This window comes from Candidatus Gillettellia adelgis (genome assembly GCA_020541285.1).
Taxonomy (GTDB): Bacteria; Pseudomonadota; Gammaproteobacteria; order Enterobacterales; family Enterobacteriaceae; genus Gillettellia; species Gillettellia adelgis.
Genome location: CP047043.1, coordinates 123,944 through 139,362, shown reverse-complemented (window position 1 = coordinate 139,362; position 15,419 = coordinate 123,944). Strand labels below are relative to the sequence as shown.

Annotated in this window: 6 protein-coding genes, 1 tRNA gene and 2 pseudogenes; 3 read left to right on the top strand and 6 right to left on the bottom strand. The window is 34.3% G+C overall.

From position 1 onward, the window contains the following. Window positions 1-1,628: 1,628 nt before the first annotated feature. Window positions 1,629-2,348, bottom strand: a pseudogene (locus tag GIY03_RS00255) (UDP-2,3-diacylglucosamine diphosphatase); the annotation flags it as partial. Window positions 2,349-3,260: 912 nt separating this feature from the next. Here GIY03_RS00255 and cmoA point away from each other — a divergent pair. Then, window positions 3,261-3,995 carry a carboxy-S-adenosyl-L-methionine synthase CmoA gene (gene cmoA / locus GIY03_RS00250; protein ID WP_457913997.1) on the top strand — a complete coding sequence of 245 codons (735 nt, stop codon included), beginning with the start codon at window positions 3,261-3,263 and terminating at the stop codon, window positions 3,993-3,995. Between the two features lie 3 nt (window positions 3,996-3,998). Beyond that, window positions 3,999-4,970, top strand: coding sequence for a tRNA 5-methoxyuridine(34)/uridine 5-oxyacetic acid(34) synthase CmoB (cmoB, locus tag GIY03_RS00245; protein ID WP_457913730.1), 972 nt, complete (start codon window positions 3,999-4,001; stop codon window positions 4,968-4,970). Between the two features lie 773 nt (window positions 4,971-5,743). Here the strand turns inward: cmoB and GIY03_RS00240 are convergent. The 4 genes and pseudogenes from GIY03_RS00240 to aspS form a co-directional block, all read right to left on the bottom strand. Next, window positions 5,744-6,073, bottom strand: a complete 330-nt coding sequence (locus GIY03_RS00240) for a TusE/DsrC/DsvC family sulfur relay protein (RefSeq protein WP_457913729.1) — start codon at window positions 6,071-6,073, stop codon at window positions 5,744-5,746. Window positions 6,074-7,452: 1,379 nt separating this feature from the next. Then, window positions 7,453-7,540, bottom strand: a tRNA-Ser gene (locus GIY03_RS00235). Between the two features lie 1,408 nt (window positions 7,541-8,948). Then, a complete protein-coding gene (locus GIY03_RS00230; RefSeq protein ID WP_457913728.1) occupies window positions 8,949-9,692 on the bottom strand; it encodes a YebC/PmpR family DNA-binding transcriptional regulator in 744 nt (247 codons plus the stop codon). Between the two features lie 332 nt (window positions 9,693-10,024). Beyond that, a pseudogene (gene aspS / locus GIY03_RS00225) lies at window positions 10,025-11,740 on the bottom strand (aspartate--tRNA ligase); the annotation flags it as partial. 948 nt (window positions 11,741-12,688) lie between these two features. On the opposite strand from aspS, the gene GIY03_RS00220 reads away from it, so the two are divergent. Further along, window positions 12,689-13,075, top strand: a complete 387-nt coding sequence (locus GIY03_RS00220) for a hypothetical protein (RefSeq protein ID WP_457913727.1) — start codon at window positions 12,689-12,691, stop codon at window positions 13,073-13,075. 1,047 nt (window positions 13,076-14,122) lie between these two features. On the opposite strand, the gene rsmB is transcribed toward GIY03_RS00220, so the two are convergent. Continuing rightward, window positions 14,123-15,412: a 16S rRNA (cytosine(967)-C(5))-methyltransferase RsmB gene (rsmB, locus tag GIY03_RS00215; RefSeq protein ID WP_457913996.1), complete on the bottom strand. Its 1,290-nt coding sequence runs from the start codon at window positions 15,410-15,412 to the stop codon at window positions 14,123-14,125. Window positions 15,413-15,419 lie beyond the last annotated feature (7 nt).

Here is a 15,419-nt window from a genome sequence, read left to right as displayed (position 1 = left end):
TAAGCTTTGTATAAACGATAGCATTTTAAAGAGCAGGAATATCTACTAATTAAATAGATAAAAGTACAGATAATTAATAAAGTTAATATTGTCTCATGTACATTCTATGTATAACTCACTTACTAAATATCAATGGTGCGATTGTCAAAAACCAATCGTATACTGCATAGATATAGAACGTAAGTATGCTACATCTTTATGGTAACCTACCAGAAATAGCAATATACAGAGCATACACAAGAAATACTTTTTTTAGTATTGCAAGCTATTCATTTTAATTGATAAATATATCTGCAATATCACTGCATTTTTAATAAAAAAAATCCAAAACGCTAAACACTATAAACCATCGTATCTCTATAGATATTATACGTGCACTAACACTAAATAATAGTGCTAGTATAACGATTCTTTGACATATTAGAAATATTCTAAATAGCGTTTACTTTACTAAAAGTAAAAATTGTTTACTTAATAACATAGATAGTACATTGTTCTCATTAAAAGACAATACTAACAGAGAGAGTACTCACATTACTTATCAGCCTTCTGCTAAATTTTACATAGTATATTGAAAGATGCTGGATATATACCGAGATACCGCAAGTAACAACCAATACAGTAATGAATAACTATCTAAATAACATCAATAACGTCTTCGGTAGACCGAAAACTACAGTGTACAAATGGATACTTTAAATCTCATTATTATGAGACTGATGATAAAATATTAACTTACGACTCTCATTCGTATTATTTTCTAGATCTTTGGTATACATGAAATATAGAAAGTTTTCTTGATCTCAATAATACTCATAACCACTAGCTTTAAGCATCATGTATAATGGCAGCACTAGCCTCACCTCAAGCGGTCATCATTGTTCAAATGCGATATATCTATATCTTCTATTTCAGCGCTAAATGCAAGAGTTACTTTTTTTGCAATTGATACGTAGTTAAAGCCACGCAGTATGTAGTTGTCTAGTTCAAAATAATCCGATAATCCAGCAATAAAATTGTGATTTTTTATACTATTAGTGTAGTAGAAGCAGAAAAAGCACTTAAACATTGACACAAAAAAACGGAACGTAATAGAATTTCTATCAATAAGTTCTATTAAGATGTTAACAGACGTATCATGATACTATTATCTTGAACCACAATTGACATAACATAATTATTTTATAAATACTATACGCAATCTTAGCTTATCTCATTTACAGCATGAAAATGATAAAAATTAAGTAAGTGCGATCTTAGATACATGAAAAACCTTTAGTAGAGAAAAAAACTGCATGCATCACTGAATGGGCTGAATTCAGATACAATTAGTGCTCGACGTATCTGCTCCTTTTTTTGTTCGGATGTAATGCTAATATATATCTAAAACAAGTTGATTTCATGCATCTAACGCTATACGCGAAATATTATATAGTGATAGTACCTTACTTGCTTTGTAACATTCATCAGTCATCTTTACTATAGTGATTGACTAATCTTAACTCTCAAAAATTCATGGATTACATTTTTAAAATTCAAGCCTCGAATCATAGAAACTGCTTTACAAATCGATTATTAACTATTTGTTTCACCTTTAAATGTGCGAAATTTGCAGCATGAAAAGTCCGGAAGGGAGACAAAATTAATTCTATAGCATCCGCGCTAACTTTAATCATTGAGCCTTCGATATGCCAAGCACCTAGCACAGCACGATAGGCTGTAGTATTATTTAGATTCAGTTGATGTACTGCCGGACGGTGAGTGTGACCATGAATCATACACCGCACCTCATACTCCAACATAATTTGTTTAACTGCCTGTTGACTAACATCCATAATACTTTCTGTCTTACATTGATTAGACTGTTGACTACGAGTGCGAATTTTAGCAGCAATGCATAACCGCAAGCGTAATGGTAAGTCTAGAAATAGTTTTTGGATCAGTGGGTTGCGTACTATCCGTCGAAAATATTGGTACGTTTTATCTGCAGTACATAATGTGTCACCATGTAAGATAAGGATATGATGTGTATAAAGTTCTAGCACTATTTCATCTGGCAAAAGCTGCATACCGCTAGCACGAGCAAACTTTTTGCTCAAAAGAAAATCACGGTTACCATGGATAAAATAACACGGTACGCCAGAATATTTTAATTGTCTGAGTACGACAGCAATCAGCCTCTGTAAGGGATGCGTCTCATCATCACCAATCCAAGATTCAAATAAATCACCTAATATATAAAGTGCATCAGCATGGACTGCATCACTCTGCAAAAAACGCAAAAAACCAGAAGTAACTTCTGGTTTTTTTGGACACAAGTGCAGATCTGCAATGAATAATGTACTCATATAATACTAATCATACTCTCACGGTAACAGCATGGTGACTAAATTGCCTACCTATACAGCTTGATACATAACACTATACCCAATAGAATAGCAGTCGTTACTACATGTATGTTTATAGTAATACTCATAAATACGCAGTAGCTTACTTCTCTTGTATGTTTGAATAATCACACAGTTAGAGCATATTTATCTACTACTCAGATCAATATGACATATGCAAAGGTATAGTCTATAGATAGACACGTTAGTTAAAATACTAAAGTATTTTAACATATTAATAGCAAGTTTCCGGATAACTATCCGGCCGAATCTCTGATACATGTTAAACTAATAATCCTTGATTTAAATCAGTAATCTATATATGTTATCATTAAACTAATATTTTTATAAAAACATAAATAATAATGCGAAAAATTTTACAAAAAATTAGCGCTGTATTAAAAATGTAACAAAACATTTTTGTAATTAGTATTAAAAATTTTTCAATCTTATTGTGATAAAATATCAAAAACTTATTTAGGTAAAATCTTTGGCACAAATTTATAATTTTATTATATATTCATTAACTCAAACACGTATCGATAGAAGATACGGTACTTCTCGTAAGGTTTTATTAAAACACAATAAACATGTCGCATAACATAAACAGCACTGCTTAATACTACAAATATAATATTTTCTGTATTGAATACATACATCATACTATCAGTTTCATGTATATCAGTACATATTACTTAATTTAGTAATGTAACGCATACATATACTCTATTAAATTTCGTATATTTTATCTTATTAAAGCTTAAATTATTTGATCGCATAATATTTACACTGTCGTCATAAGTAGACTACATTCTATTTTCTTGTTGTGATCTGTTAGAATATGTGCCTTTTGAATATTCAATACTTTCTACTATGCTAAACTACGATACCCTTTTCTCTGATTATATTGATAAAATAAGCGACTGGACCTTCGACGCGCACGTTACTAAAGTGTTCTCTGAGATGATCCAACGTTCCGTTCCTGGTTATTCTAATATCATTGCAATGCTTGGCATGCTTGCTCAACGTTTTGTACAACCTGATAGCCAAGTATATGACCTAGGGTGCTCCTTAGGTGCAGCAACGAAATCTATACGACGGAATATTAAGGTAACAGGTTGTAACATTATTGCTATTGATAACTCTCCACCCATGGTTAAATGCTGTCATAACTCTCTTAACTCCTCCCAGACCAGCACTCCAGTCAAGGTGATTGAAGCTGATATTCTCGATGTTCCTATTGAAAACGCTTCAATGGTAGTGCTGAATTTTACTCTACAATTTATTAAGCCCATAGACCGCCTTCGGCTTTTAACGCAGGTTTATAGTGGATTAAAAACACTAGGCATATTAGTATTGTCAGAAAAAATTAGCTTTGAAGATACTAATATTGGAGAATTACTATTTAAGATGCACCACGATTTTAAACGGGCTAATAATTATAGCACACTAGAAATTAGCCAAAAACATAGCATGTTGAAGCATGTTATGTTTACAGAATCTATAGAAACGCATAAAGCACGTTTAAAGCAGGCGGGATTTAAACACGTTGAAACATGGTTTCAGTGTTTTAATTTTAGCTCACTAATCGCGCAAAAGCAGGTATAATGCATGATTAATTTTGGTGATTTCTATCAGCGCATTGCCAATAGCAACCTCACCCATTGGCTTAATGTCCTACCTACACAGCTCAGTACTTGGCAGCATGAATTACAGCATGGTAAATTTAAACAATGGTTACGTGCAGTAGAAAATCTACCAAAACTTCAACCAACCTATGTTGACTTACTGCACAACGTATGCGCTGCGATGGAGCCTGAATTATCTTCAGGTCAGTTAGAAAAAATAGAAAATATGCTGCGCGCATTAACGCCATGGCGAAAAGGACCATTTTCACTGTACGGTATCAACATTAATGCTGAATGGCATTCCGACTGGAAATGGAATCGCCTAATACCACACATATCATCACTAGCTCGGCGTACCGTACTCGATGTTGGCTGTGGCTGTGGTTACTATCTTTGGCGTATGGTGGGTGCTGGCGCCAAACTAGCTGTTGGCCTAGACCCAATGCAGTTATTTTTATACCAATTTGAAGCAATACGCAAACTACTAGGCGGTGAGCAGCGTGCTCATTTACTACCAATAGGTATTGAACAGTTGCCCACTCTTACAGCCTTTGACACAGTATTTTCTATGGGCGTGCTACATCATCGTCGTTCCCCATTAGATCATCTCCATCAATTAAAAAATCAGTTAGTATCCGAAGGAGAACTGGTACTAGAAACCCTCATAGTGGAAGGCGATACTGATCAGGTACTGGTTCCGAAAAATTGTTATGCAAAAATGCGTAACGTCTATTTTATCCCTACGATATCCGTATTAAATAGCTGGTTAGAAAAATGTGGCTTTATTAATATTAATACTGTTGATATATGCATGACTAGTATTGAAGAACAACGCCGTACAAGCTGGATGACCAATGAATCCTTAGCGGAGTTCCTAGACCCTACTAATCATCATAAAACCATTGAAGGCTATCCAGCACCGATACGTGCAATTTTTATCGCAAAAAAACCTTGATGTTTCTACAAAATCGTGCGCTAGTTACCACAAATCTATATAATCTATCGTGATAGGTTATATAGATTAATCTTTACGGTAAAGTCATTGACTTGTTTTACCATACGTCAAATATTATAATATATATAAATCTTCTGAATTATAACCTGTATAAATTGTTAAAAGAATTATCATATAATTAATAAGTTTATAGTTTGTGCTACACTACACGAATTTTTAAATAACCATTACTTATCGCTATTGCTGGAAGATTATATACTATTGTTAATAAATAGAAGCTGCCTGAAATCGTAAACTCTGAACATCAGGTGTTAACGTGATAATTGTAGAAAAAATAACTTTCTACGATTTACTCTGTTCATCTCATAATATTTACTACAAAACAACTAATCTGTGTGCTTTCTTTAAAGAAAGAGTTTAACTTTTATGCTGATAATAGAAAGCGCTAGCATAACTAGAGACATCGCTAACAAACACAGCTATATACTTAATTTACCTAAGAATATCAGAGAAGGTATTTGTATACTCTTGTCTTACCATTAGATACTTGCAATGCATCTTAAAATATTTTATTACATACTGAGTTTGCTATGCGTTGTACGCAGATAAATAGAACAATAAATCTAGCCAAGAATTTATTTAAATATCATAGATATTAGTGTAAAATTACACCGAATAATAAAATTTATTACTTAAGAAGTTTCACTTCTGGTAAAATAGAATGGTACAGACAGCTAATGCATATAGAATGTATAATATAACAGTCTAGTCTTCTAGAGACATTTGACTGGTTTTGGCAAACCAGCTATTTTAGCTACTTGTTTCGCCGGGCCTTGTGGAAATAAACGGTATATATGACGACTATTACCTTTTTCTTTTCCGTATTTTTGTGCCATAACTTTAACTAACATTCGCATGGCCGGCGAAGTATTAAACGTTTGGTAGAAGTTACGAACAAAAAGTAATACCTCCCAATGTGCATCAGTCAGTGTAATCCCTTCCTGGGCTGCTATAAGCAGCGCTAGATCGTTTTGCCAATCTGTACTATTTTTTAGATAACCTTGCGCATCAGTTTCAATTAACTTACCTTTAAACTTTAGCATCTTGCCTCCATACATGGATAGTTTAAAAAAGATATGAATCTTAGCAAGGTTTTTAGAACCTTCTTTTTTTGGCAAGCACTACAATTAGTCGTGTCTATTCAAAGATTCGTCTTACCTTCGTTGTTAGAGATCATTTTATAAGTCAAGTATTGCTTATGGAACTAAAATTTAAGAGTGCAGCACTTATTTCAGATTATATGATATTGATAAAGCAGAGGCCAAACTATATAAATCAACTGTTAAGCTATTAGTTTTGGTAAGTAAGACGTTTAACTTTAAGTACTATGGAAAACAATGGCTAAGCCTATTATATCGTCTTAAATAAAGAGTATTTCTCTCGAGCAGTCAATAAATATACTTTAAAATAAAAAATCAGATTTAAAAAAGTTTATGTACTCTGCATTCTAAATTAATTTAACACGGTTATTAGTAAATACAGTGAAAGTACGATAGCCAATGATTTTTCTATATTAGATTTTTAATGCTTATTGTTATAGCCATGTCTCATAATATAGTCAAAATTATAAGATGAATGCTAAGTGTATTACTATATGCACTCTCATAGTATCAAACGACAACACCATGAGTAATACTGAAGGAGTTGAAAGCATCTCATTTATTTTACCTATATCACGGAGTATAATAGTTTTTTCTAGATTAGTATGTGAATATAAAAGTTAGAAACCTGTGATGTTGCGTTAACACATTATACATGCAACCTCAGAAAAAATAAACACACTAAAATCTTGCATTGTATGAATCGTTAAGCTAAGTTATGTTTTAATGCGTTTAATTTTATAAGATTGTATATATCCAGAATAAATATTACGTTGATTGATGGATAGTACTAGGTTTTTGCAACCTGAAAGCATTCAGATTGAGCTCAGTTAGCTCCTATTAAACTAACGTATTTGTGAAATCATCTAGATATTGATAAAATATCAAAGAGTTTTTTAAGATCAAACCTCAGCTCAACTAAGACGATCTACATCGTAACTGTCAATACTATTACATGTTTTCATTTTATTGTGTACCATAATAATATACGTCAAAGAGAATAGTTAGAATAAGAGCATTAATGTAGATTTACTGCAAGCACTGAGCGGTGGTACAAATAATTACAATAGTTTATTAAAACGTTTATGGCACCGTTTTCGAATATCACATTATACCTGCGATATTGTAAATGGTTTTAATATTAACTATCTTTGTATGTTCTAGTCACCAAATTATGATACATTGCTAGTAATCAGCGTACTATATGTTTGTGTATGAGTTATTTTATATCTCACCGTATTATTTTGTGGCAATGCTTGCGCAATAAATGTGTTACAATATTGCTAATTAACTAACACTTAAAATATAATATGTATAGAATATGGCGGAGGAACAGAGATTCGAACTCTGGAACGGTTTCCCGTCGACGGTTTTCAAGACCGTTGCCTTCAGCCACTCAGCCACTCCTCCCAAAATACAAGCAATTATATAATGCAGTCTCTGTGTTTGTAAAGATACAGACTGTATAATTATACGAACAGTTTATTAAAACTCAAACAGATAAACGAACTTAAGACAATAAATATTGTATCATGATGCACTAATACATAGCATTTTATTTATCAATTCATACAGCAGACACTCTATAATGTTTAGCATCAAAACGTAGTATAATAATACTATATTATTTTGCTAAAATTACCTTGATATATCATGAGTTATCGCTCATGCATAGATAATGCATCACAGTATTAATTAGTTACTCATACTTTTTTATGCTACCGCTCAGCGCTTGCAGTAAATCTACATTAATGCTCTTATTCTAACTATTCTCTTTGACGTATATTATTATGGTACACAATAAAATGAAAACATGTAATAGTATTGACAGTTACGATGTAGATCGTCTTAGTTGAGCTGAGGTTTGATCTTAAAAAACTCTTTGATATTTTATCAATATCTAGATGATTTCACAAATACGTTAGTTTAATAGGAGCTAACTGAGCTCAATCTGAATGCTTTCAGGTTGCAAAAACCTAGTACTATCCATCAATCAACGTAATATTTATTCTGGATATATACAATCTTATAAAATTAAACGCATTAAAACATAACTTAGCTTAACGATTCATACAATGCAAGATTTTAGTGTGTTTATTTTTTCTGAGGTTGCATGTATAATGTGTTAACGCAACATCACAGGTTTCTAACTTTTATATTCACATACTAATCTAGAAAAAACTATTATACTCCGTGATATAGGTAAAATAAATGAGATGCTTTCAACTCCTTCAGTATTACTCATGGTGTTGTCGTTTGATACTATGAGAGTGCATATAGTAATACACTTAGCATTCATCTTATAATTTTGACTATATTATGAGACATGGCTATAACAATAAGCATTAAAAATCTAATATAGAAAAATCATTGGCTATCGTACTTTCACTGTATTTACTAATAACCGTGTTAAATTAATTTAGAATGCAGAGTACATAAACTTTTTTAAATCTGATTTTTTATTTTAAAGTATATTTATTGACTGCTCGAGAGAAATACTCTTTATTTAAGACGATATAATAGGCTTAGCCATTGTTTTCCATAGTACTTAAAGTTAAACGTCTTACTTACCAAAACTAATAGCTTAACAGTTGATTTATATAGTTTGGCCTCTGCTTTATCAATATCATATAATCTGAAATAAGTGCTGCACTCTTAAATTTTAGTTCCATAAGCAATACTTGACTTATAAAATGATCTCTAACAACGAAGGTAAGACGAATCTTTGAATAGACACGACTAATTGTAGTATTTATTATATCATTATGCCCCGATGCTACTGAATATCACTACAAAGCAGTATTAGGTAATAATTTTATCAAAGCATCGCTAACATCATATCAGAAATTACGCCATTGTGATAAACTCTCTGTACATCGTCACAATCTTCTAATATTCTCACTAAACGGAGAAGCTTGGGTGCATTTTTTATATCTATATCAGCGGTTATCAATGGAACTAGAGCGATTTTTACTGATACTGCATTAAAACCAGCAATAGTTAATAAATCCTTCATCCTATACAAACTGTCTCGAGTAGTGAACACATCAATCGTACCATGAGCATGACTAATAATATCTTCTACGTTTGCTTCCATAGCCGCCTTTATTAATGCATCTTCATCTACCGAAGATGCATAAGTGATTACACCCTTTTGAGTAAATAAATAAGCGGCAGAACCATCGGTTCCCAAATGACCACCACATTTAGCAAAAACATGACGCACTATAGACGCTGTACGATTGCGATTGTCACTCACGCATTCAATCATCACGGCAGCACCACCAGGCCCGTAGCCTTCATAAGTAATACCAGTCAGATTAGAGTAAGCATCGCCGCCCATACCGCGTGCTATTGCACGATTTATTGTTTCTCGCGTCATGTTGTTTGCTAAAGCTTTATCTATTGCTACGCGTAAACGCGGATTAAAATTAGGGTTTTCGCCATATGAACTTGTTGTTATTACTAGATTTCGAATAATTTTTTCAAAAATCTTACTGCGTTTAGTATCTTGCACAGCTTTTCGGTGTTTTGTATTAGCCCACTTACTGTGACCCGCCATGACATCTCCGAAAATTCATACAGTAAATTCCTTACATCTTCTATTATAATCACCAACTAATTATTCCACAACTAATTAATATTATGGGCTGCACTAACTCAAGACAATTGATAGATATCATACATAATGCCGATAGCTAACATACGATTATTCGGTATCTTTTGACGATTAATATTCTAAATTATATAAAACCCATAAAGCGTAACAATCTTATAAACATATAAATAATGTCAGTACTGCATAGCGCATGCATATAACTTATTTACGTCTTCTATCTCGATACCTGCTATGCTTTTCATGTATTAGTTACTTCTGCCTGCAACACCTACTGCGTCCGTAAAACTTGGTGCATCAGTCATCAAACAAGCTGCAGCAGTAGTTTTTGGGAAGGCAATGACATCACGAATATTATTAGTGCCAGTTAATAGCATTACCAGGCGATCTAGGCCAAAAGCCATCCCGACATGCGGTGGCGTACCATATTTTAACGCATCTAGTAGAAAACCAAATCTCTCACGTTGTTGATTTCGATTTATACCTAAAATACTGAAGACAGCTTGCTGCATTTCACTATAGTCAATGCGCATAGAACCCCCACCTACTTCATAACCATTAATTACTAAATCATAAGCATTCGCGACAGCATGGGTTGGCATACTAACTAGTGCCTCCAAAGTCATATTACGTGGCGCCGTAAAGGGATGATGCATGGGTGATAAACCGCCTGCACTGTTCTCTTGAAACATCGGAAAATCCACCACCCACAGTGGCGCCCAACTATCCAGTTTAGTAATAGCTAGATCTTTCCCTAGTTTCACCCGCAGCGCAGATAATGCATCCATAACAAGCTGCACACTATCAGCACAAAAAAATACAATATCGCCGCTCTTAGCGTTCGTTCGCAGTAAAATTTCTTCCAAAACTTCTGCATTAAGAAATCTTATAATTTTTCCTTGCATACCAGCTAAACCGGCAGCGCGGTCCTTTACTTTTATCCATGTCAAACCTTTAACACCATAAATATTAACAAAAGCGTTATACTGATCAATCAATTTACGCGTTAACTTTGCACCACTTGCAACACAGATCGCTGCCACCATTCCTTTGGTGTCGTTAGCTGGACCTGAAAATAAGTTATACGAAGCATCTTTTACTAGATCTGTAACATCAACTAATTCCAGTGGATTACGCAAATCTGGCTTATCAGAACCATAGCGACGCATAGCTTCTTTAAATGTAATAACCGGAAAGCGCCCTAGATCTTTTCCAATTACTTCTAACCAAAGATTACGCACTAATTTCTCCATGACTTCACGTACCTGTTCAGCAGTCATGAAAGAAACCTCAATATCAAGTTGAGTAAATTCCGGCTGGCGATCAGAGCGAAGATCTTCGTCTCGAAAACATTTGACTATCTGATAATAACGATCAAAACCAGACATCATTAGTAACTGTTTAAATAATTGAGGAGACTGCGGTAGCGCATAACATTTTCCTTGGTGCACACGACTCGGAACTAAATAGTCACGTGCGCCTTCTGGAGTAGGCTTGGTGAGCATTGGAGTTTCAATATCTAAAAAACCATGGCTATCCATAAAACGTCGTACTAGATTGGTGATTTTTGAACGAGTTCTTAGGCGTTCCGCCATCTCTGGACGACGTAAATCTAAATATCGATATTTTAAACGTACTTCTTCACTATTAACTTGATTTGAATCAATAGGTAATGGTTCAGAATGATTAAAAATCTTTAATGCATAAGCGCACACTTCTACTTCACCTGTAATCAACTGTTTATTAATTTGTTTGTCTGGGCGCGCGCGCACAGAACCAGAAATTTGAATACAGAACTCATTACGTAGCTTACATGCCTTATCAAATACTACGTGTTGGTCTGGATCAAAAAATACTTGAATAATGCCTGTACAATCACGCATATCAATAAAAATTAACCGGCCAAGATCGCGGCGGCGATTGACCCAACCACATAAAATAACCTGCCTGCCTACATTAAATAAACTCAAGTCTCCACAATATTCAGTACGCATACGTTAATCCTTTTGTACACCTATTATCACGATAAGCTTTAGGTGATCTAGTGGCAGAGCTATCGTCATTATGCTTCTGATTTACCCTCTTTGAGGGTCCATAATAAAATCTTAATCACCCTCGTGGTTAGCCTTAACATAAAAACAATCAAATACTCTTGAGTCCTACTAATTCACTGCAGAAAAATATTATATGTATGAGTAATTGAGGTAACGAATGATGCAAAACGTTAATTATATACTACATTAACTGAAATATGGGAAAGGTAGCCTGAATTCTCTCGCCTTGTACCGTACCACTCACTTTATCTTGCAGTATTTTAACGCACATAGAATATACCCTACTAGGTGAATAAATATCATATTCTTATTGATTTTAATGATGCGCTATACAGTAACATCCAGATTTATAGTATCTAATCAGATTAGTGTTCTAATCTAGACATATCTTAGCTCTTTACTATGCAATAGAATTGTAATTATTTTTCTAGTAAAAGTTCAGTCGTCTATTACTCTACTTTACTAGATCGGCAGTCATCTCTGTAACAACTACCTTGTGTGTTTTCGCTGAAACTGTACAGCCTCTAGATTCTCTGTAAGGTTATCTTGACAGTAAAGTAAACATGATGTATCCCGACTATATTTCTATAATCAAATTCTTCAATATCTTTTATAAGGATGATTATCACGTCGCGCAGAGTAGCCCATGTATCTTGCTTACTTTACCTAACCATTCATAACAGTCGCTTTAAATGGTTAAACATTATAACTAGAATATATAATCTATGTATTTTGAATTACAGCAAGGTACCATCAACATAGATCATAAAATAACATATGAATTTCTACGATATAAGCAAAAATAACACACATACAACTTTTTGCATTATAGATACTCGATTAAAAAAATACGTTAAATTAGGTGATAAATTTTAGTATGTTCTTGGAATGTATAGATTTTCTATAAGAAGTAGAACGTTTCTTGAAAAAGACTGCCTACATTATGGCCGCATTTTATCAGAAAATAATATTATTAAGGAATCGCCAGCTTTGATTGTACTATTATTGTTCTGTGTGTTGTTGACAACATATGATTTTCCGAGAACAATGGCGACAATAATAGTATCTGGTAGTAATAAAATTTTTTGCTATAGTACGACCAGCTATTTTCATAGTACTTTTATTGCCGTAAGCAACATTCCAATTACTTCAGGTACACCGCAACACAATACAAACATACTAACAAGTCAGCGTTATGCACATAACCTAAGAACGCTGCAATTATTGTTGGTTGTGAAAATAGTCATACCAGTCGCACTGTCTTGTACTAGATAAATATAGACAGAACGTTGAATGAGCACCATTACCATCTTAACACTCATTTTTTGGTTAACATATCGACATAATGTTAGTTTCATTACTGTTAGTAATAGCGAAATATATCTATCTGATTAATGCATTCTACTGGTAAAAGTTATTAATCAAAAGCGTTTCCATAAAATATGGTAGTATGATATAAGTGCTTGGCTAATGTAGCCGTATGTTACTGGTTATACCCAATAAATTTGACATGATATAATTTTTCAAACCGCTAAGCCAATCCCACACCGACATTTCCGCCACCTATAATTACAATATGTTTGTAGGAGTTCTTCAGTCGTTGCGGTGTACTTATTACCGCACAGATATGCTGAATAGCAACGCTAAAATATCTCACCTGCACTTCAATGATAGTTAAACTTTGTCAATAGATAGGTTGATTTTTCCTAAAAAACAACAAATAGATCAATATCTAGCATATATACATAGATTAAGGATCGCGTCTTATTGAATAACAGTAAACCAAAGTCAGTGTTTACTGCTACAATACTACGCTTTGCATTAGACAATGAAACACTTACAGGACGTCTAGGTATTTGATTATCTTGTAGATATAATCAATCACTAGAGCTATTTTAGTGCACTGAGGTGACCAAGTTGTAGTACCGATTGTAGCTAAAATCTGCTCTCTGACTCACAGACATAATTTAGTGCAAAGATACGAGAAGTGCGATTGGGAGTATGAAAGAGAAAATAAGCAATCTGATAGACGACCATATTAATTTTATCAAAGTTAGTGACAGTAACAAACATTATCCGAGTGTTCAACGCTGGCTTTATGCAATACAAACAGATGCGAAATAAGCCTCTGCACCATTAGTAAGTCAAAGCGCTCTTATAAATATTATAGACGCAAAAATCAACATCAATAATCATATCATTTTTCTTCCTACAAGGTTTTTCACTAGCGTGCCACCGACCTAACTTACACTAAGCATAATTATTTTCATTGTACGCCTTATACTACATTGTAATAATTTAGATCCAAGCATTCCATAAAAATTATATTTTTATTAATTTAGCGTAAAAAAATCCATCTCCACCCTCGATCTGAGGCAGGATCTGTCTGCCTGGCTTCTCTAAATTTCCAGTTTCAACTAACCTAGCGTCGCGATGCTGTTGTAGGAAGGTCGCAATTTGTTCTCTATTTTCTTCAGGAAGAATGGAACAAGTAGTATAAAGCATGACACCGCCAGGCTTCAAACATGGCCATACCGCTACCAGAATGTCCGCCTGCAGGTTAGCTAACCTAGCAATATCGTTATCACGACGTAACCATTTGATGTCAGGGTGCCGACGAATAACGCCGATGGCTGAGCACGGAGCATCTAGCAAAATACGATCAAACTGCTTATTATCACACCACTGCTGAGGTACGCGGGCATCACCTAGTTTTACTGTAGCACGTAAGTGTAAGCGCTGGAGGTTTTTTGTGATATGAATTAATCTTTTTTGATCAATGTCAATAGCCATTACTTGTGCCTTCGGCGCAATTTCCAGAATATGCGTGGTTTTTCCACCAGGAGCTGCACATAAGTCAAGAATGTGTTCACCGTTTTTTGGGGCTAGCAAACCCATGCAACCTTGAGAGGAAGCATCTTGCACCGTTACCCAACCATCAGAAAATCCCGGAAGAGCATACATAGTGCATGGTGTTATAAGACGTATCGCATCAATATACTCAACGTGAGGTTCAGCAAGTATGTTAACCCGGGCCATTAATTTTAAGTATGCAATGCGAGTATGATATAAACGATTCACACGAAGCCACATTGGAGGTTTCTGATTGTTAGCATTAATGATTTGAGCCCACTCCAACGGATACGCCTGCTGGATACGTTGCAAAAGCCAGAGTGGATGCAGGTAACGCATGTTATGATTAGCTACATGATACATCAATCTGTTCTTTTTACGCTGAAACTGGCGTAATACAGCGTTAATCAATCCTTTAAATTGTGGATACTTTAAAGCTATTGCGCCGTTCACTGTTTCCGAAAGTATCGCATACGGTGGAATGCGGGTATATAAAATTTGATATAGGCCAACCAGAAGTAAATAATGTAGCACACGATGCTTACCAAGCATCGGTTTAGTAATTAACTGCTGTACACAATATTCAAGTACAGGAAGCATTCGTAATGTACCAAAACACAACTCTTGCAACAGTGAACGATCTCGATTGTTTATGGCATTTTGCATAGTTGGTAAGACAATGCTGAGTGACTCCCCATGATCTAATACGCAGCTGATAACTTTAGCAACATAACTGCGAAGGTTATAAGTATTTTCCATCATAAGA

Excerpts from the sequence above, each read along its gene's own strand:
- cmoA (WP_457913997.1), top strand. The coding sequence starts at position 3,261 with ATGCTAAACTACGATACCCTTTTCTCTGATTATATTGATAAAATAAGC.
- cmoB (WP_457913730.1), top strand. The coding sequence starts at position 3,999 with ATGATTAATTTTGGTGATTTCTATCAGCGCATTGCCAATAGCAACCTC.
- GIY03_RS00240 (WP_457913729.1), bottom strand. The coding sequence starts at position 6,073 with ATGCTAAAGTTTAAAGGTAAGTTAATTGAAACTGATGCGCAAGGTTAT.
- GIY03_RS00230 (WP_457913728.1), bottom strand. The coding sequence starts at position 9,692 with ATGGCGGGTCACAGTAAGTGGGCTAATACAAAACACCGAAAAGCTGTG.
- GIY03_RS00220 (WP_457913727.1), top strand. The coding sequence starts at position 12,689 with ATGTATAGATTTTCTATAAGAAGTAGAACGTTTCTTGAAAAAGACTGC.
- rsmB (WP_457913996.1), bottom strand. The coding sequence starts at position 15,412 with ATGGAAAATACTTATAACCTTCGCAGTTATGTTGCTAAAGTTATCAGC.